Raw genomic sequence first — 20,855 nt, forward strand, 5'->3', positions numbered from 1 at the left:
TGTAATTATATATGTTTTAATGTAATTCTGTTTGATTTTTTTGCCGCATTATGCTTTTTCCATAATTGTTGAACGCTCTTTAAATCTTTTTTCATGGCATCGAACACTAGTTTTTTATCGATGGAAATTTCGGCATTTCCCTTTTCAGCACCTCCTAAATCATATTCTAAATGTAAAGAAACTGGCGGTTTTAATTTGTATTGTTTTAGTAACTTAAAATACTTAATAAAATCTACCATACCTTCTCCTATGGGCACATTAATCGCTTCCCATTTTCCGTTTACTTGTGCCCATTTAAAGTCTTTTAAAACAATAACCTTCATATTTGGGTGTAAAAGTTGAAATCCGTTTTCCCAAGAATAGCCACCTTCAACCATGGCGTGTCTAATATCATATTGAGTGCCAAAATACTCTTTATTTACGTCCTCTAAAATGGTTTTAATTTCCCAATAAGAAGCACCTACATTAGTGCCTGCATGGTTTTGGTAACAACCAACAAGTCTTAATTTTTTATTTAATTCTCCTAATTTTTTTATTTCACTTTGATAAATCAATAACGAATCGTGCATCGATATATCTTTTTTGAATTTAAACCAATTGGTTCTATAATAAATAATACGCTCTTTTGAAGCCGCTTCTAGAATATCTACATCCAAAGGGTTAAAAACACTCTCGATACTTGTTGTTATCATGTTACAATTAATACCACTTGCCTTAATAGCTTTTACCGCTATTGGCAGGTCGGTTTTTACAAGTTCTGGTAATACATGACCTTTTGGACGCACCGTTAAATCTACGCCAGAAAACCCCATTTCTGCAGCCATTTCTCCGGTGGTTTTATAATCTAAAAATTGAAGATGTTTTGAAAATATATTTACATCAAGCATATCATCTGGTTGTTCTAAAATACTGCTTTGAAATGCAAGTGCAGAAAAAGGTAATAAACTTGCTGCGTAAGTTGATTTAGCAATAAATTCTCTTCTGGTAATCATTCTTACGTTTTGTTAAATTATTCAAGTGTTGTAACACAAAAAGCCTTTATATAAAAGGCTTTTTGTAAAATATAATATTATCAAATTGTATGAAAATTTATTCAATGACAATTTTTCTAACTGAAGTTTTTGCCTCCGAATTTATTTTTAGTAAATAAACTCCTTTAGATAAACTAGATACATTAAGTTTATTACCTATTAGTGAATTACTAGATAATACTTTTGAACCTAATATATTATAGATCTCTACTAAAGAAATCTTTACTTTGTTAGACTCAATAGTTAAATAATCTTTAGCCGGATTAGGATATACCTTTAAACCTTCGATTTCATTTTTTGAAATACTTAAAGTTGGAAGACCTACAGCTTCTAACCAAGATCCTGCAACTCTTATTTCATCAACATAACTAGCTGGGTTTCTATTATTTGAACTTGCTTGAAGAAGAACAGATTGAAAACTAGTTCTATTTTTTGAAGCAAGTGCGACATTATGAGTCACATCTGGAGTAGGTTCAGTAGACCCAATAGTTGGATTAACCCACATATAACCAACACCCGTACCCGTACCATCGGTTACACCATTACCAATAACGTATTTAATAACAATAAAAAACTGATTAACCTTTGGTGTTAGGTCCGTTCCGAGATCTGTATAAGTATATTCTGTAGGATACCAAACTATATCATTAGCACCACCCGAATCTGAATTCCCTAGTGCAATTCTAAACTTCATATCTCCAGGAGTAGCAGTTGGCCCAATATGTATTCCAGATCCAACATTACCAGCATCATTAATTCCAAGACTAATATGTCTATATCTTTCAGGAACATGACCACTAATAGTAGTAGACCAACCAACAACATCTAATAAAAAAGACAGATAAATAACATTACCTTCACCGCTTACAGCAGGAAAATCTAGCTCTCCATCTTCTCCACCGCCTTGCCAATAAACTGCATTTCCTGTAGGATTAAGATCAAATGCCTGACTTAAAGCCCATCCTGGATCTGTTTCAACTGTCATATCCGTTGGAGATCCTGCTGTATAATTATTCCAAGTTGTATTTGTTGAAGGATTGGTGCGAGTTCCATCTAAAAGGGATATACCAGTATTGCCGTAATCGAAAGGCTCAAATAAATACACTTGAGCATAAGTAAAGCTAAATGTAGAGAGTACTGTACAAATAATAAGTAATGTTTTTTTCATAATGTAATGTTTTAAAAGTTTTAGTTTAATGTTTCCCAAAAAATTAGTTTGCATATGCATTTTTTGGTTTTCCAAATTGGTTTACCAGTCTGGTTTTCCAAATATAATAAAATATATTTAATACCAAACATTTTTATTTACTTAATTAAAACATTTAACAGTTTAATATTTAGTGCCATACCCAATAAAACTTCAACAAAATATAAACCCTCAGAAATTAAATACACATCAATTTCTTCTTTATTCAATGATTCATTTAGATTTTTCGATAAAATAGATTTACCAAAACGTCGTAGATTATTAGTTTATCTAGATTATTTGACGTTTTGCTTAAATATTAAAGACCTTTGGTAAGAGGGTTAGGAAATAGTTTTATATTATTTTTAGAAATATCGGTTGTAGAAAGCGTGCTTACTTCCCCATAAAATTCAATTTCATGAATAGTTGTAAACGTACTGCTAGCTTGCCCTTTTCCGACACATATTAAGTTTAAATAAATTGACTATTTAATTAGATAAACTTAACTTATTGGATTATTAATTTCTTAGTTATAAAAGTGGAATTATCATTATTAAATTTAAGATAATAAATACCTGATTTTAAATTTGATACGTCTATAGAATTAGAAATAGGTTTTAAAACATTTAAAAAACGTCCTAAATGATCATAGATGTATATATTGTTAAAACTATACAGTGTAGATTCGATTATGAATATTTGGTTGTTAGCTGGATTAGGTACTATTCTAATGTCATTTTGATTGTATTCGGGATCATTTACCGATAAAGCGACTATTTCTTCAATGCTGAAATCGGCAAAAAAAAGAGTTTCGTCTTTCATACCTGTAGGTGTTGCAATACTTCTATAAATTCCCCATTTAGGTCTTACAAAAGTATTGTTAGCCCTGAAGGTAATAAGTGAGTTGCTATTGTAAGTTGTTAAAATAGAATTATCACTTATTTTTTTTATACTTAAATCATAGGAACTTGTTGATGCATCACCATAAGTAACGGTTTCGACAACTTCTACCCAATGCCCTTCAAATAGTGACATTTCTAAATTTCGAAGTTTAGTAGCCGATGAAGTTCCTGGTGGATAGTAGTTAAGTTCTAATTTACTCGTTGCTCCTAGTGCTGCCGATTTACGTAATGTTATAGCGAAAATAGGATTACCATCATCGCCACCCACAGCCTTTAATTGGTGTATATGAGTAAAATTTGGCGAGGGTACAAAACCAGTTGGAATTTTAAACTTCCATTTATATTGAACTGTCTCACCAACCGTACCTTTTAAGTTATCTGGTGAACTGGCATAGGTTTTAATTTCTAATCTTTGTCTGTCTGAAGCCCCAGTAGAAGTATCATTATCTGGTGTAAGATGTATTAAAAAATTAAAAACATTTTTTCCTAAATCGTTATCAAAAGCTTCAGTAATATGATTGCCAAAAATAGTATGTGTTGCTGGTTTATCTCCGTTTAAATCTGGTGTTTCTATAGCATTACTTCCTAAAACATTTCTAATTAAAGTATAGGTTGCTATAACACCAGAACCATCGGCCTCCAAGGTAACTTGTGGAAAAGCGTTTTGAATTTGAAAGCAAACAAGAAAAAATATATAAAATTTAGGTTTCATAATTAAAAAATGTAATTTATATATTTTAAAGATTATTGAATTTAGTAGAAGTAGATGCTGTATTAATTTGAAGTTACCTACAATTGCAGAACCCTTTTTTAATATCAAGTTCATATTATTTAACAAACAGTTTTGTATCACCCTGTACCCTTAAAGCATAAATACCTTTATATAAATCACTAACATCTATACTTCCAGTATTATTTTCTATAACAGATTCCATCACTATTTTACCCATCATATCTAAAATATAAATACGTCCTAAAGCCTTGTTTTTTAGCGATATATTTAAGAAATTCCCATTTACTGGATTTGGATAAATCTTCAGGTATTGAGTATCTAACGAGCTTTGAGAAACACTTAAAGTTGGGCTACCTCCAAAACCAACGATAACACCAACATCAGATTGTTTATACGGAAGCCTAGTACCTCCAGCATTAAATTCTTCTGCACCAGCATCAAAGTTAGACGATCTTATGCCACCAAGAATATCTTCGGTTAGAAAGGTGTAGTTGCCCACACCATAATTAATAGCTGGACTTCCATTTGTAATATTATAAAAATATGTTCCCGAAGTTAAAAGCCCAGAAGTTACATTTATATTTCCGGTGGCAGATACTGAACCAAAAGAATCGAATGTGCCGTTTTGTTTTATATTATTCACATACTTAGAAGATGTTCCTATTAATTGTGTGGTAACCTGTATTGCTCGGTTAGTGTTTTCATACATGATATTATTACTAATTACAACATCTTGTGGTGGCTGGTTTTGAGTACCAGCACTAAATGTTGCTCCAACCCTAATACCTAAATCGCAATTAACAAAAGTATTATTAACAATAATCGCATTTTTTACTTGATAATATCCATTTAAGGCACTATTTAATATGCCATTATGAATATTAATACCTGCAAGTCCATTAGTAGAGGAATTGTTTGGATATTTAGCTACGGTACCTTGAATATAATTATTGTAAACTTTGTGGTTTTCATCCATCATTCGAATACCTCCGCTAAATGAGCGTCCCTTTGCTAAGAAAAAGTTATTGTAAACTTCACAATTTTTTCCATGTCTTAAAGTTAAAGACCCTGAATAATCTTCGAAAGTATTATTGTAGTATTTATTGCTTCCGCTTTTGTTAGAAATTATTTCAATTTCGCCAACAAAATTATAAAAGTAATTATCATATACTTGTGTAAAAGAGTCGAATTGAGAAGTCCCGCTATTTCCTATTCTAATAGCGTCTTGGTCATTATCTTCATTAACTTCTCTAATTGGTGTTCTGTCTGCAAAATAATTATGATGTATTTTTGTGTAATCTGGTGTATTCGTATTTCTATTATCATTTATAATGCTTCCAACACCATACTTTCCAATAAATGAACAATAACTTATTTCATTATGTTGTCCTTCTATGAGGACCCACTTATAAGTATTAGATTTTTGTGCTTCGTTACCATTGTAACTATCAATCTTGATATTTGACACTTTACAATTATTACAATCTGTACTAGAACCTCTAAATTCAATTACAGGACGGTTAGTATCTAAACCAGAAGGATTCTGAAAAATAAGCCCTTCAACATATATGTATGAACCTCCCATCCTAATATAAGATTTACCCTCAATAAATACACCTCCTATTGTTTCTGCTTTTATTGTAATAGGATTATGAGCAGTTCCATTTTTAGCAAATTGCAATTGAACATTGGTCCATGTTCCATTGGCCAATATAATAGTTGATCCAGGAACCGCTGATGCTATAGCTGCGTTTAAAGCTGTAATATTTGATACCAATTGTGCCTCCACCCTTAGTAATCCTAAAAATAATATAGATAACAAAAAACAAGTAGTAATTTTTTTCATGAAATTTAATTTGTAAATGTGAATTCTAATTGAATATTATATTTGGTTAACCAAATTGGTTTACCAAATATAATTATAAAAAATTAATATTATAGAGAACATTAAAAAATAATATGATTTAGGAAGGAAAAAAAATCTAGTGAAGGATAAGCTTTATATAAGACACTTAAATAAATTATATTACCTGTTTATATTGATTTTGATTGTAATAATTATTTGTGTTTTTTTTATGTTCTATCCTTTTCTAAAATCTGAAGACATGAAATGATTAGCTCTCTTATTTAACCGTTCAAAAATTTGTTCAAAACTTCCTGCTAAATGAACCCTTGTAACTTGATTTTGAATAGTTGTGCTAAAAATTTTTAGATATGATATTTTAAGGCAGAACAAACAATGATGCAGCTATTTTTTTTAATTATTTATTCGTCAATTGATTAAGTCCTAACAACCAACCATATCGGTCTTCATCATTAAGAGGGATACCACTACTCATTTTGTCTATATTGGGCTGTGGATGAAAATCATCACCATCAAAAAAAAGGAATATTAAGTTTATCAGATAACAACCTTACTATGGTGCTCTTTCCACAACCTGAAACGCCCATTATAAAAATGACCTGGTTTACATTATTATTCATTTTAATTTTTATTTGGCATGGAACCAGGTCCAACAATTGCTTCTTTAAACCAAACTTCTGCATAACAGCCATTAGCGTATTGTTTTACTATATCGCCATTATAAGTTTCTGAGCCTGTATGCCAAACCATGTTTTCATCAGGATCTTTTCCGTTTGCTTGGTTATATGCGCCTTGCTTAAAATTCTGCAACTCGCCTGCATAGGCATTTGCCTTTTCTACCCCATCACGGCCTATAGATGCATAAAGTGTTAATATTTGTTGAGGAATTTCTGCCTTACTTGTAAAATCTGATTTTAATAAATTTTTAGTGAACTTTTTGGTTTCATGACCCTCACTTTTAAAGGTAAGGTACATCATGCCTTCAAAAACATTTATTTCATAACTAAACGTTTCACCTAATTCGATACCATCCTTTGGCTCATCTGGATATGAAGTAGGACTTGAACCGACAACAGACATATCATATCCCCAAACTGGAGTAGAAAAATCCCATCGTTTAGAATTATCACCTTCTGTATTAATTTCATAATTCCAGTAAACAGAACCCTTTTTATGGCCTGGAAATTTTTTATAGAATATTTTTAAAGGTTCATTTTCATGCCCTTCCGTACCATGAATCTGTCCAACTACAACAGAGTAAGAAGCCGCTACCCTGGCATCGCCCGAAGTGGAAACATGCATCACTTTTAATGTTCCTGTTAATTTTCCACCGGTTTCGACTTTCCATTGTTTTTTCTGTCCTAACTCTGTACGTGTATTACTCGTGTTTTTAGAAGTTATACCCGAATTAGGTGTTTTATAAACTACCCAATCTGTTTTTCCATCATTGGAAACATAGAAAAAATCTTTATGTTCCACTTTTACTAAATCTTTAATGCTTTTACCATCGCCGCATAAAATAGTAAACTCGTCCATAAAAGGAATCAGATCACTTGGATAAATTATGGGTTTTGCTACTTCAGTATTAGACTCTTTAGAAGTATTGAAGCAACTATAAAAAAATAATGCAAGCCAAAAAAATAGAAATAATTTTGATACTGTTTTAATTTTTTTGAGTTTCATTTTATTAAAATTTTCTATTTGACTTAAACACATAAACTGGTAAACCAGTTTGGTGTACCAAATATAATAAAATAGTTAGCAAAAAAATTCAAATAAATAAACATTGTTGTACTTAATTAAAGTAATTATTACAAGGATAAAAGATATTTAACTGAGTTATCGTCTTCATATTTCTGAGATTGCCCCAGCATCTTTGAATTAAGATTTTATTAATTCTAAAAATATCAATCTTAAAATTAGAATTACTAAAAAAAACGAAAACGTGTAAACGTATTAACAACAGTTAGAATCTCAATTTGTTGAGTTGCTGAGGTGAAACATTAATAATTAAAATAATGTCTAACCAAGATTAGTACTACCAATGATAGGAAAAAATATGTATAGTAACTTTGGTAAATTCAAAAGAAAAAAAGAAGTGTAATTACTTCCCAATACAAAACCTAACTTCCTTTGGTTTACAACGACTTACGAGCTTTGGGGCACAAATAGGGCACAAACTCCCTGAAATTTGCTGTCCAAAATGTCAACCTGCCTCTATTTCAAGGCAAAACAAAGATAATATTTTGTGTTTATATGCAAAACTTTGATTGGGTAAATTATCGTCTCAAAGTAAGTTAAAATATCTCAAAAATTAAGATGTTTTACTATATTTACGATTTGTAATATTCAAGCTAAATTTTCTAATAAAAGCAACAGAGATGAATCGCATTAAAGAGGTATTAGCCGAAAAGGGAATTAAACAAACATGGTTAGCTGAAAAGTTAGGCAAAAGCTACAACATGGTTAATTCCTATGTTCAAAATAGGCAACAACCCAAATTGGAGGTGCTTTATGAGATAGCGGAAATATTAAAAGTGAATGTTAAAGATTTATTAGAATCAAAACCTAAAAAGAAATAGTGAGCGAGCGACAAAACATAGAATGGAAACAAAGTTGGCATGACGACTACCTGAAATGGATTTGTGGCTTTGCAAATGCTCAAGGTGGAACCATATACATTGGTAAAGATGACGATGGTAATGTTACTCATTTAGACAACTATCAAAAACTACTGGAAGACCTCCCTAACAAAATTCGCAATGCAATGGGTATTATTTGCGATGTGAATTTGCAGGAAGAAAGCGGTAGCAAGTATATTGAAATAAAAGTACAGCCCTACTCCGTTCCTGTTTCTTTAAGAGGAAGGTATTACTATCGTTCTGGAAGCACTAAAATGGAACTAACCGGAGTGGAACTAAATGAGTTTTTACTCAAAAAGGCTGGTAAAACTTGGGATGATGTTATAGAAGAACGTGCCTCCATCAACGATATTGACACAAATAGTTTAGAGCAGTTTATTCAAGATGGCTTGAAATACGGACGTATGCCTGATGTGGATGGGCTTTCTACTTTTCAGATATTGGAAAAGCTCAATTTAATTGAAAAAGGTCAGCTAAAAAGAGCCGCAATTATTTTGTTTGCTAAAGACCCTAATAAGTTTTACCCAAGTATTCAGGTGCGTATTGGTCGTTTCGTAAAAGACTCTACCGATTTGCGTTTTCACGAAATATTAGAAGGTAACTTGGTTTACTTACTAAAAGAAGTTCAAGCACAGCTAAACTATAAATTCCTTACTAAACGTATTGAGTTTGAAGGGATGCGCAGATTAGAAAAGGATGAATATCCAATTGTAGCCCTTCGAGAGATGTTGCTAAACGCATTGGTACACCGTAGTTATATGGGAGCCCATACTCAAATGCGTGTTTATGATGATAGAATTTCTCTCTGGAACGTGGGTAAACTACCGAACGAACTAACAGAAGCTGATTTACTTAAACCGCATAGTTCCTTACCCCGAAACCCTATTATTGCTCATGCTTGTTTTTTAGCAGGTTATATCGACACTTGGGGAAGCGGAACCTTAAAAATTATAGAAGCTTGCAAAAAGGAAGGCTTACCCGAACCTGTAATTAAAGAAATGCAAGGTGGTATGGAGGTTACTATGTTTAAATTAGGTGCTTCCGAACAAGCTACCCAGCAAGTTACCCAGCAAGTTACCCAGCAAGTTACCCAGCAAGTTACCCAGCAAGTTCAAACGCTATTAGAGGCAATAGGAACTGAATTGAATAGAAAGGATTTACAAGAAAAATTAGGGTTAGCTGATCGAGAAAATTTCCGTGCTAACTATTTGCAACCAGCTTTAGAACTAGGCTTGGTTGAAATGACTATTCCTGATAAACCTAAAAGCAGCAAGCAGAAATACCGATTAACGGAAAAAGGAAAAGATTTAAAACAAACATTGAAATAATTAAACGATATGACAAGCATAAACCAAAGAGCTGAATTACAAGCCAAAATATGGAGGATAGCCAATGATGTAAGAGGTTCTGTTGATGGATGGGACTTTAAACAGTTTGTTTTAGGTACACTATTCTACCGTTTTATAAGTGAAAACTTCACCAACTACATTGAAGGTGGTGATGATAGTGTAAATTATGCCAACTTATCGGATGATGTAATTACCTCCGAGATTAAAGATGATGCCATTAAAACAAAAGGTTACTTTATTTATCCAAGTCAGCTTTTTGTTAATGTGGCTAAAAATGCCAATACCAATTCCAATTTAAATACCGATTTAGCAGCGATATTTTCAGCTATCGAAAGCTCTGCAAACGGTTACCCATCCGAGCAAGATATAAAAGGATTGTTTGCCGATTTTGATACAACCAGCTCACGTTTAGGAAATACCGTTGAAAATAAAAACGGTCGTTTAGCTGCGGTTATTAAAGGGGTGGCTGAATTAAATTTCGGGAATTTTGAAGAAAGCCAAATCGACCTTTTTGGAGATGCTTACGAGTTTTTGATTTCAAACTATGCAGCCAATGCAGGTAAATCGGGTGGTGAGTTTTTTACGCCACAACACGTATCTAAATTAATTGCCCAATTAGCAATGCACGGGCAAACTACGGTAAATAAAATTTACGATCCAGCAGCTGGCTCTGGTTCTTTATTATTACAAGCCAAAAAACATTTTGATAATCACATTATCGAAGAAGGATTCTTCGGGCAAGAGGTAAACCATACCACTTATAACTTGGCTCGTATGAATATGTTTTTACACAACATAAATTACGATAAGTTCCATATAGTTTTGGGCGATACTTTAAAAGACCCTCAATTGGGTGATGAAAAACCTTTTGATGCCATTGTTTCTAATCCTCCTTACTCGGTAAAGTGGATTGGTGACGATGACCCTACCATGATTAATGATGATCGTTTTGCTCCTGCTGGTGTACTGGCTCCTAAATCAAAAGCCGATTTTGCTTTTGTATTACACGCACTAAGCTATTTATCCAGTAAAGGAAGAGCTGCTATCGTATGTTTCCCTGGTATTTTTTACCGTGGTGGAGCCGAACAAAAAATAAGAAAGTATTTGGTAGATAACAACTATGTGGAAACCATCATTGCTTTAGCACCTAATTTGTTTTATGGTACTCCAATTGCCGTAACACTTTTGGTACTATCCAAACATAAAACAGATACCAAAACACAGTTTATTGATGCTAGTGGAGAGAACTTCTTTAAAAAAGTAACCAATAATAATGTGCTTACAGATAATGAAGATGAAAACAACCCGGGGCACATACAGCAGATTATGAAAATATTTGCTAGTAAAAAAGAAGTGCCACACGTGGCAACCTCTATCGACAATACCAAAATTGCCGAAAACGATTACAACCTATCGGTTAGCTCATACGTGGAGCCTAAAGATACACGTGAGCAAATTGATATTGTAAAACTAAATAGTGAGGTAACTAAAACGGTGAAAAAAATAGATAAACTCCGTGCAGATATAGATGCCATTATAAAGGAAATTGAACAATAAAATGTAGTTGTCCGGATTTTTCGGATAACTGAAAAATATAAAGACATGGTGAAAATGGATAACCCCAATTTTAAAGTGGTAGAATTTGACCACTTTAAAGCACTTATACAGTTGCTAAAGACATTTACCCTTAAATAAATATGGCTATGGCGAAAATTAATGTAAAGCATACCGATGTTTCTATTCTGAAAATCAATGAAGAAGATTACATCTCACTAACTGATATTGCCAAATTTAAAAGTGATGACCCCACCGCTGTAATAGCCAACTGGATGCGAAACCGTAATACCATTGAGTATCTTGGTATTTGGGAAATTTTGTACAATCAAGATTTTAAACCCCTCGAATTCGAGGGGTTTAAAACCCAAGCGGGTTTAAATGCTTTTACACTTTCTCCTACAAAGTGGATAGAAACTACAAATGCCAAAGGAATGATTACAAAATCCGGGAGGTATGGCGGTACCTTTGCCCACAAAGACATTGCTTTTAAGTTTGCTGCATGGATCTCTATTGAGTTTGAACTCTATTTTATCAAAGAATTTCAACGCTTAAAAGAAGAAGAGCAAAAGCAAATTGGATGGAACGCAAAACGAGAATTGGCAAAAATAAATTACCATATTCATACCGATGCCATTAAGCAAAATTTAATACCACAAGCCTTAAGTCCACAACAAACTTCATTAGTGTACGCCACCGAAGCTGATGTTTTAAACATGGCTTTGTTTGGAATGACTGCCCAGCAGTGGAAAAATAAAAACCCTGAACTAAAAGGCAACCAACGAGATTATGCTACCATAAACCAACTCATTTGCCTCTCTAATTTGGAAAACCTAAACGCTGTTTTTATAAACGAAAACATAGCACAACCAGAAAGACTGCTAAAGCTTAACCAAATAGCCATACAGCAAATGCAAGTGCTACAAGAAGTAGAAAACCGTAAACTACTAAAAGAGAATAAAAAAGATTAACCCATGAGCTATTTAGATACATTATTAGAAGGCGTTGAAGTGGAATGGAAATCACTTGCAAACAAACAAGATGGAGTTGCAATTCTAAGTCGTGGGCGTGTTATGTCAAAAGGTTATTTAGCTGAGAATGCCGGAGAATTTCCAGTTTATAGTTCTCAAACAGCCAATAATGGTGAAATTGGAAAGATTAAAACTTTTGATAACGAAGGAGAGTTTATCACTTGGACCACTGATGGAGCAAATGCAGGGACAGTATTTCACAGAAAAGGAAAATTTTCAATAACGAATGTTTGTGGTTTAATTAAAATTATTGACAACGATGAAATAAATTATAAATTTTTGTTTTACTGGCTTTCCATAGAAGCTAAAAAACATGTCTATTCGGGTATGGGAAATCCCAAATTAATGAGTAATCAAATGGCTAAAATTCCCATCCCCATCCCACCTTTAGCAATTCAAAAAGAAATAGTTAGGATATTAGATAGTTTTACAGAGCTTACAGCAGAGCTTACAGCAGAGCTTACAGCTCGTAAACACCAGTATAGCTATTATAGGGAGCAACTTTTTAACTTTGAGGAGAGTGAAGTGGAATGGAAATCTTTAGATGATATTGGAGAGTTTCAAAGAGGTAAACGTTTTGTAAAAACAGATTTATTAGCAGAAGGAGTTCCAACTATTCATTATGGTGAAATGTACACTCATTACGGTGTTTGGGCAAACGAAACAATTTCTTTTGTAAGTGATGAGTTGGTCAAGTCAAAAAAGTTAAGAACCGCCAAAAAAGGTGATGTAGTAATTGTTGCTGCTGGTGAAACAATTGAAGATATAGGAAGAGGAACAGCATGGTTAAGTGACAAAGGAGTAGTTATTCACGATGCATGTTTTTCTTATAGAAGCCCACTACACCCTAAGTATGTTGCATACTTTACACGCACACGCCAATTTCACGACCAAATTCGTAAGCATATTTCCTCTGGTAAAATTTCAGCAATTAATTCTAAAGGATTAGGAAAGGTAATTATTCCAGTACCATCAAAAGAAGAACAGGAACGAATTGTTTCCATTCTCGATAAGTTTGATGTGCTCACTACTTCCATCAGCGAAGGTTTACCTAAAGAAATTGAGTTAAGAGAAAAACAGTACGAATACTATCGAAATCTTTTACTCGATTTCGATAAATTAAAAATGGAGAATTGAGAATGGAAAACGGAAAGAAAAATATTGTGCAAGAAAAATCCTTTGCCTTTGCGTTGAGAATTATCAAGTTGTCCAAGTTTTTGCAAAAAGAAAAAAAGGAGTTCGTGCTCAGTAAACAGGTGTTAAGAAGTGGTACCGCTGTTGGAGCACTCATAAAAGAGGCAGAACATGCACAAAGCAAAGCCGATTTTATTAATAAAATGAGTATTGCTCTAAAAGAAGCCAATGAAACAGATTATTGGATTGAATTATTGTATCAATCCAATGATTTGAGTAAAGAAGCTTATCATTCTATTCACCCAGAAATACAGGAGCTTATTAAGCTATTAGTCTCAATTGTAAAAAGCTCTAAAGTAAATATCAATCAAAATTAATTCTCAATTCTCCATTATGAACTCTCCATTATATCGAACAATAGCAGAATCAAATAATTTCATTGTACTCGACAAGTACACCAAGTATTCAGAGGTAAATGAGGCTCCTGCTTCTTACCAAACAGAATCGGCTTTGGAAAGTGAGTTTATTCAAGACTTAATCAATCAAGGCTATGAAAACCCCTCTAACCTCAATACGCTTCAAGCCATGCTGGAGAATGTTAGGGTGCAATTGCAGGCACTTAACGATATGGTGTTTACCGATGGTGAGTGGGCTCGTTTTGTAGAAGAATATTTAGACAAACCCGGAGATAACATTGTAGATAAAACCCGTAAAATACACGATAACTACATCTATGATTTTGTGTTTGACGATGGGCATATTCAAAACATATATTTGGTAGATAAAAAGAATATTGTTCGCAACAAAGTACAAGTAATCTCCCAATTTGAGCAAAAAGGTACGCATTCCAATCGTTACGATGTAACGGTATTGGTAAATGGCTTACCATTGGTGCAGATTGAACTAAAAAAGCGTGGCGTAGCCATTCGTGAAGCTTTTAACCAAGTACATCGCTACAGTAAAGAAAGTTTTAATAGTGAGAATTCATTATTTAAATACTTGCAGGTTTTTGTAATCTCCAACGGTACAGATAGTCGCTATTTCGCCAATACAGTTAAGAGAGATAAAAACAGTTACGATTTTACCATGAACTGGGCAAAGGCTGATAACTCTTTGATAAAAGATTTAAAGGACTTTACGGCTACTTTTTTTCAAAAACATACTTTGCTCAACGTGTTGCTCAATTATTCGGTGTTTGATGTAAGCGATACGTTATTAATTATGCGACCCTACCAAATTGCAGCCACCGAACGTATTTTGTGGAAAGTAAAAAGTTCGTATGAAGCCAAAAAATGGTCCAATCCCGAAAGTGGAGGTTTTATTTGGCATACCACAGGTTCGGGTAAAACATTAACAAGCTTTAAAGCAGCAAGATTAGCTACCGAATTGGATTTTATTGATAAAGTGTTTTTCGTGGTAGATAGAAAAGATTTAGATTTTCAAACCATGAAAGAGTATCAACGATTTTCGCCTGATAGCGTAAATGGTTCGGATAGTACAGCAGGTTTAAAACGAAACATTGAAAAAGACGATAACAAAATCATAGTTACCACGATTCAGAAATTAAATAATTTAATGAAGAGTGAGAGTGATTTAGCCATTTACCAAAAACAGGTAGTTTTTATTTTTGACGAAGCACATCGCTCGCAGTTTGGTGAGGCTCAAAAGAACTTAAAAAAGAAGTTTAAAAAGTACTATCAATTTGGATTCACAGGAACACCAATTTTTCCTCAAAATGCTTTAGGCTCGGAAACTACTGCCAGCGTATTTGGTCGTGAATTACATTCCTATGTCATTACCGATGCCATTAGAGACGAGAAGGTACTTAAATTTAAGGTGGATTATAACGATGTTCGCCCACAATTTAAAGGCATAGAAACCGAAGTTGATGAGAAAAAACTGAGTGCAGCAGAAAACAAAAAAGCCTTATTACACCCTGTTCGTATAAAAGAGATTTCGCAATACATCTTGCAAAATTTCAGGCAAAAAACACACCGTACACGTGGAGGAAACACTGGTTTTAATGCCATGTTTGCGGTAAGTAGTGTTGATGCAGCAAAATGCTATTATGAGGAACTGAATAATTTGCAAAAGGAAAGCGATAAGCCATTAAAAATTGCCACAATTTTTTCTTTTGCTGCCAATGAAGAACAAAACGCTATTGGTGAAATTGTTGATGAAACTTTTGAACCATCGGCAATGGATCAGAGTGCCAAAGAATTTTTAACCAAAGCCATCAACGACTATAACAGTTTATTTAAAACTAGTTATGGGGTGGATAGTAAGGAATTTCAAAACTATTACCGTGACCTTGCCAAACGAGTAAAAAGCAAAGAAGTTGACTTAATTATAGTGGTAGGTATGTTTTTAACAGGTTTTGATGCACCCACATTAAATACTTTATTTGTAGATAAAAACCTTCGTTATCATGGTTTAATGCAGGCGTTCTCACGTACCAACCGAATTTACGATGCCACTAAAACCTTTGGTAATATCATTACCTTCCGAGATTTAGAAAAAGCTACGGTTGATGCTATTACCTTATTTGGAGATAGCAGTACCAAGAACGTAGTATTAGAAAAGAGTTACAAAGAGTATTTGGAAGGCTTTACAGACATTGCTACTGGAGAAGCTCGCAGAGGTTATGTAGATGTGGTAAAGGAGTTGAATGAAAAATTCCCTAACCCTGATGAAATTGTTACAGAAAAAGACAAAAAGGAGTTTTCTAAACTTTTTGGTGAGTACCTGAGAGTTGAAAACATACTACAAAACTACGATGAGTTTACTAATTTAAAGGCATTACAAACGGTTGATATTAAGGATTCAGAAGCTTTAGAGGAATTTAAAGAAACTCATTTTGTAACAGATGAGGATATTACAGCAATGCAGTCTATTGAATTACCTTCCGACCGCACGATTCAAGATTACAGATCCACTTATAACGATATTAGAGATTGGTTAAGAAGGGAAAGAAGCGGAAAAGAAGCTGAAGAATCAAATATTGATTGGGATGATGTAGTTTTTGAAATAGACTTGTTAAAATCGCAAGAAATTAATTTAGACTACATTCTTGAACTTATTTTTGAACACAACAAGAAAAACAAGGATAAGGCTACGTTAATTGAGGAAATTCGAAGAGTAATTCGTGCCAGTATTGGCAATAGAGCCAAAGAAAGTTTGGTGGTTGATTTTATTAATGAAACAGAATTGGATTCCATTGAGGATAAGGCAAGTATCATTGATTCATTCTTTAACTACGCACAGGGTAGACAGAAAAAGGAAGCAACTGAGTTAATAACGGATGAAAATCTAAACGAAGAAGCAGCGAAGCGATACATTGCAGCCTCATTAAAAAGAGAATACGCCAGCGAAAACGGAACAGAACTCAATGCGCTGTTACCTAAAATGAGCCCTTTAAACCCTCAGTATTTAACTAAAAAACAAAGTGTTTTCCAAAAAATCGCTTCGTTTGTGGACAAGTTTAAAGGAGTTGGAGGGAAAATTTGAAATTAATAAAAGGAGAAGCAATGGCAGACATAAAACTATACCAAATAAAAAGTGGTAAAGCTCAGATTAAATCAGTTGTAGAGTTTAAGTATGAACGTGAAATTCAGAAGCTTTGTGAGCAGAATTTAGAAACATTTTTTGCTATTCGTTTTTTGGCAACAGAATACACTACAGGTAATAAACACAAAGGAAGAATTGATACATTGGGCATTGATGAAAACAATTGTCCTGTAATTATTGAATATAAGTTAGATAGTAAGGAGAATGTTATTAACCAAGGACTTTTCTATTTAGACTGGCTAATGGATCATCAGGCAGATTTTGAATTGCTGTGTATGCGTGTTTTGAAGAAAGAAGTGGAAATCGATTGGTCTTCTCCTCGTTTGTTATGCATAGCAAAAGACTTTACGCGATATGATGATTATGCAATAGGACAAATAAATAGAAATATTGAGTTAATCCGTTACAGATACTTTCAGGGTGATAACGTAATTTTTGAATTAGCAGGTACTTCTCAAAAACAAGAACAAACTAAAAAGTCAAATTCTACATCGCCTACAACGAAGTACCGTGACATGGACGATGCTATAAATGCTGCTTCTGATGAATTAATGAATCTCTATCAAGAATTGGAGGATTATATTTTCTCATTGGGTGATGATGTTCAGAAAAAAGAATTGAAGTATTACCATGCTTATTCGAGAATCAAAAATTTCGTTTGCACAGAAATACGATCAAAGAAGAAAGAAATCATCCTTTTTCTCCGTTTAGATTATAATTCAATTCAAAGCCCGGCAGACAATCTTAGAGATGTTTCAAATATTGGTCATTATGGAACAGGTGATACGGAAGCTATTATAAAAACGATTGATGATTTAGAAAACTTGAAAGCTCTAATCGAGGAATCATACAACAATAGCTAATTCACTCATTTTTGCCAGTAAACCGACTTTACTGGCATTTTTGAGTAAAATAAAATTTAGTTTTTATAAGCTGTTTCCGCCTTATTTTCCTCTTCTTTTTTAAACCAAGTGTGGTACACAAAGTAAGCTCCTATACCCAATATCAAAACAGATAAGGCAACTTTGAGGTTTTTGTTGTTCGCATGTAGTTGTTCGCATTCGCTTTGGAGCAGGTTCATTTCTATGGGGATGTCTTTTACGAAATCCAGTTCGTAGCAATTCACAATGTTCTTCATTTTAATTAGCTTTTAAGGTGAATAATTTTGAACTGTTTTTCGGCTTGTAGCAAATAGGCATAGTCGTAAATGCAACTCCATTTCTTTTCGCCTTTTTTAATGGTATGGGTATTCACTCCAAAATGAAAACCTGCACCAAGGAGATAGTCTAAACTTTTTACGGTTTCCTTTTCGCCTTTCAAAATGCGTTTTAAAATGGCTCGGTTGTTATCCAGCATTCTGTTTATTTGAGATGTGGCTTTTCGTTTTTCTTGTGCTTTCAAATTATTAAAGCGAACCTGATTTTTACGATTAGCAAAAACCTGATTATTGCGTTGCTTAATAAATACTTCGCCTGTTAATGGATCTTTCGCTTCTTGCATGTCTTTTTTTAAGTAAAAATAACTGCAAAACCCTGTATAATAAAGGGTTGTAAATCAACTACCGCCAAGTTTTGCCAACTTAATCTAAATTAATGTACTTGGTATGTAATGGTCATTTAAATTTCATGCAGATTAACACAAATGAATATAAACTCATTTACTTCGTTTTTACCTCAATTTATGGTGCTTTAGCATTTATTTGGCAGAACGATGGACAATGGAACAGCCCTATATATGCCTGTTCCACTTCCAACGTTTATTCAGTAACAATGGAAAGTTGTTTTTCCACGGTCGTTTCCACGGTTCCACCTTGTACCTTTAGTTCGTAAATGATTTCTTTTCCTTGAGGTGTTTTAGTCAAAATACAGTCCTGCTCCAGATGATTTTGCACTATGGTTTTACTTTCACAAAGTTCTTTTAATCGGGTTCGGATAATCTTAGAACTGCAATCAAACTCATCGGTTAATATATCCACCAAAACTTTATTGGGTGTAGGTTCTTTTAGGTATTCCTTTAAGAAAGCGGTTATTTCTCCTATTTCTGCTTTTAAGTGTCGGGACTGCATAACTTCTGCAATATCATTAGCATCAGCCAATACCAAACCTTTCGCATCATTACAGTACCTCAAATAAATGGAATCATACCGTTTGGTACTTCGGGTTTTTAGGAAATTCAGGGCGATTAAATCCGTAGGTTGTCCGTTTTTGCCTTTCTCAAATCCCACTTGTATTACTGTACTGGATTTATTCATCAGCTCCGTTCCTAAATGTCCTCGAGCTTTATCGGTACTTCCGGGATTTTCATGTATCAAACCAATAAAGGTAACGTTGAATTTATTGATCGATTCATTCATCAAGTCAATCAACTGCATACTATCTTCCGAACGGTTAAAATCCTTAATACAATCCGTTACCACGTCCAAAACAATTACTAAATGCCCATCAAATTTACCACGCACATAACTCAGGTATTCATTAAGTGCAGCAAATCGGTCTTTTCGAGGTATCTCCAGTAACGAAATGTAATCGAAATGATAAGGCGTTTCTTCTTTATTATAGCCTGCTTTCTGCAATATTTGCTGTAAGGCAAAAGGAAACTGTTCAGTCAAGTTTCTTTCGGTATCCACATAACAAACCGTAGGACGGTTCATGATGTTGGTTTTAAATCCTAACAAATGATTTTTGTGCATAGGCTGTTTGATAAATGCACTACAAAAGGTTTCCGCCAATCTACTTTTATGCACACCTGCCTTTCCTTGAATGATATTAATGGTACGAGGAAAAATAATGGCATTGTCATAATGCGTTAGAATAGGTTGTGTTTTAGCAATGGTTTCTGCCTTTCTTTTCGTTAAAGCCTTTTGGGTTTCTAGTAATTGAGATAAGTACTGATCGGTAGATGATTTTTTGCGGTAATCTTCCATTTTTAAACCAGCATCATTCAACGTAAAGCCCAATCGGAAAAAGTCGGCTATATCCTTACCGCCTTGCTCTGTGAGTTTATTAGGCAATAACATTCGTTGAATTTCAAAATGTGCTGCAATCTTTTTGGAATGCTGTAAACCAGTAGCATCTAAATCGTAAAGTACCACCACATTCTCAAAACGTTCTTTCAGTTGGTTCATTAATTCATCCGAAGGAAAAGCCGTTTCGCTGTTCAAGGAAATAGCTTTTTGTTTGTGAGCAGCCAAGGCTAATACATCTTTCTCACCACCTGTAATGAATACTATTTTGCCTTTATCGGGTAATTGCTTCCATCCAAAAACATAATTACTGGGCTTTTGTCCCAACCAAGAGAAACGATATTTCTCCGCAAATGGACTATAAATTTTATAGCAATTGGCATGAATGCGATAAGCGAACAAAGGTTCAGTTGCTGTTGATTGCACATGCAATTCATTTCCGTTTTTCAATGGGCGTTTATAGAACTGGACAGGAACCACTTGATAACGTTCTAATATAGTTTCTGAAATGCCATACTGTTCCCAAAAACCAAGACTAGTCGTATCCCATTTTGCTAATTGAATCGTGAAATTAGGTTCCGCTACTTTTGAAACATCCAAATTAAAATCAGTTGCTATTTTTAACACGGCTTCCTTAAAATCGCATCGAAACAGTTGTTGCACCAACTCAAAACAATCGCCATCATCACCTGTAGCAAAGTCTTTATATCTCCAATTACCATTGCCTTTATCGTATAGATTAAAAGAAGGCGTTTTTTGAGGCTGACCAAGAAACGGATTGGAAATGTGCTGACCAGCTTTTAACCTTCCTTTATTGTGATAGGGTTGTAAATAATGGTTCAGCACGGTATAACTATCCAAATCGTTTTGAATTTTATCTTTTAATATCCTTACATCCAT

17 protein-coding genes are annotated in these 20,855 nt (G+C 33.8%); 8 read left to right on the forward strand and 9 right to left on the reverse strand.

Annotated elements, in window-relative coordinates; all coding sequences use genetic code 11:
• Positions 1-5: 5 nt before the first annotated feature.
• The 6 genes from AW14_RS12185 to AW14_RS12210 form a co-directional block, all read right to left on the reverse strand.
• Positions 6-992 carry a sugar phosphate isomerase/epimerase family protein gene (locus AW14_RS12185; RefSeq protein WP_044639066.1) on the reverse strand — a complete coding sequence of 329 codons (987 nt, stop codon included), beginning with the start codon at positions 990-992 and terminating at the stop codon, positions 6-8.
• Between the two features lie 97 nt (positions 993-1,089).
• The gene (locus AW14_RS14530) at positions 1,090-2,199 is read right to left on the reverse strand and encodes a T9SS type A sorting domain-containing protein (RefSeq protein ID WP_169744664.1); all 1,110 of its coding nucleotides are present in this window, start codon (positions 2,197-2,199) and stop codon (positions 1,090-1,092) included.
• A gap of 525 nt (positions 2,200-2,724) precedes the next feature.
• The gene (locus AW14_RS12200; RefSeq protein ID WP_044639068.1) at positions 2,725-3,831 is read right to left on the reverse strand and encodes a T9SS type A sorting domain-containing protein; all 1,107 of its coding nucleotides are present in this window, start codon (positions 3,829-3,831) and stop codon (positions 2,725-2,727) included.
• A 115-nt stretch (positions 3,832-3,946) separates the two neighbouring features.
• Entirely contained in the window at positions 3,947-5,698 is a 1,752-nt protein-coding gene (locus tag AW14_RS14535) for a chondroitinase-B domain-containing protein (RefSeq protein WP_052647500.1), read from the reverse strand.
• 530 nt (positions 5,699-6,228) lie between these two features.
• Positions 6,229-6,408: an ATP-binding cassette domain-containing protein gene (locus AW14_RS15270; RefSeq protein WP_316930035.1), complete on the reverse strand. Its 180-nt coding sequence runs from the start codon at positions 6,406-6,408 to the stop codon at positions 6,229-6,231.
• Positions 6,338-7,399 carry a polysaccharide lyase family 7 protein gene (locus AW14_RS12210; RefSeq protein WP_044639640.1) on the reverse strand — a complete coding sequence of 354 codons (1,062 nt, stop codon included), beginning with the start codon at positions 7,397-7,399 and terminating at the stop codon, positions 6,338-6,340. The genes AW14_RS15270 and AW14_RS12210 overlap by 71 nt, the downstream gene beginning before the upstream one ends.
• Positions 7,400-8,097: 698 nt before the next feature.
• On the opposite strand from AW14_RS12210, the gene AW14_RS12215 reads away from it, so the two are divergent.
• From AW14_RS12215 to AW14_RS12250, 8 genes are all read left to right on the forward strand, one after another.
• Entirely contained in the window at positions 8,098-8,298 is a 201-nt protein-coding gene (locus AW14_RS12215; protein ID WP_044639069.1) for a helix-turn-helix transcriptional regulator, read from the forward strand.
• Complete coding sequence (locus AW14_RS12220) at positions 8,298-9,686, forward strand: Fic family protein (protein WP_044639070.1); 1,389 nt, start codon at positions 8,298-8,300, stop codon at positions 9,684-9,686. The genes AW14_RS12215 and AW14_RS12220 overlap by 1 nt, the downstream gene beginning before the upstream one ends.
• Positions 9,687-9,695: 9 nt before the next feature.
• Positions 9,696-11,264: a type I restriction-modification system subunit M gene (locus AW14_RS12225; protein WP_044639071.1), complete on the forward strand. Its 1,569-nt coding sequence runs from the start codon at positions 9,696-9,698 to the stop codon at positions 11,262-11,264.
• Positions 11,265-11,410: 146 nt separating this feature from the next.
• The gene (locus tag AW14_RS12230; RefSeq protein ID WP_044639641.1) at positions 11,411-12,232 is read left to right on the forward strand and encodes a KilA-N domain-containing protein; all 822 of its coding nucleotides are present in this window, start codon (positions 11,411-11,413) and stop codon (positions 12,230-12,232) included.
• A gap of 3 nt (positions 12,233-12,235) precedes the next feature.
• Positions 12,236-13,429 carry a restriction endonuclease subunit S gene (locus tag AW14_RS12235; protein WP_044639072.1) on the forward strand — a complete coding sequence of 398 codons (1,194 nt, stop codon included), beginning with the start codon at positions 12,236-12,238 and terminating at the stop codon, positions 13,427-13,429.
• 2 nt (positions 13,430-13,431) lie between these two features.
• The gene (locus AW14_RS12240; protein ID WP_044639073.1) at positions 13,432-13,803 is read left to right on the forward strand and encodes a four helix bundle protein; all 372 of its coding nucleotides are present in this window, start codon (positions 13,432-13,434) and stop codon (positions 13,801-13,803) included.
• Positions 13,804-13,819: 16 nt separating this feature from the next.
• Entirely contained in the window at positions 13,820-16,933 is a 3,114-nt protein-coding gene (locus AW14_RS12245; RefSeq protein WP_044639074.1) for a type I restriction endonuclease subunit R, read from the forward strand.
• A gap of 20 nt (positions 16,934-16,953) precedes the next feature.
• Positions 16,954-17,856, forward strand: a complete 903-nt coding sequence (locus AW14_RS12250) for a DUF5655 domain-containing protein (protein WP_044639642.1) — start codon at positions 16,954-16,956, stop codon at positions 17,854-17,856.
• 56 nt (positions 17,857-17,912) lie between these two features.
• Here AW14_RS12250 and AW14_RS12255 read toward each other — a convergent pair whose 3' ends face one another.
• The 3 genes from AW14_RS12255 to AW14_RS12265 all read right to left on the reverse strand — a co-directional run bounded on the left by AW14_RS12255 (position 17,913) and on the right by AW14_RS12265 (position 20,855).
• Positions 17,913-18,131: a hypothetical protein gene (locus AW14_RS12255; RefSeq protein ID WP_044639075.1), complete on the reverse strand. Its 219-nt coding sequence runs from the start codon at positions 18,129-18,131 to the stop codon at positions 17,913-17,915.
• Between the two features lie 5 nt (positions 18,132-18,136).
• On the reverse strand, positions 18,137-18,493 hold the full coding sequence (locus tag AW14_RS12260; protein ID WP_044639076.1) for a hypothetical protein: 357 nt from the start codon (positions 18,491-18,493) through the stop codon (positions 18,137-18,139).
• A gap of 256 nt (positions 18,494-18,749) precedes the next feature.
• The gene (locus AW14_RS12265; protein ID WP_044639077.1) at positions 18,750-20,855 is read right to left on the reverse strand and encodes a toprim domain-containing protein; all 2,106 of its coding nucleotides are present in this window, start codon (positions 20,853-20,855) and stop codon (positions 18,750-18,752) included.

Origin of the sequence: Siansivirga zeaxanthinifaciens CC-SAMT-1 (assembly GCF_000941055.1) — a bacterium.
GTDB lineage: Bacteria > Bacteroidota > Bacteroidia > Flavobacteriales > Flavobacteriaceae > Siansivirga > Siansivirga zeaxanthinifaciens.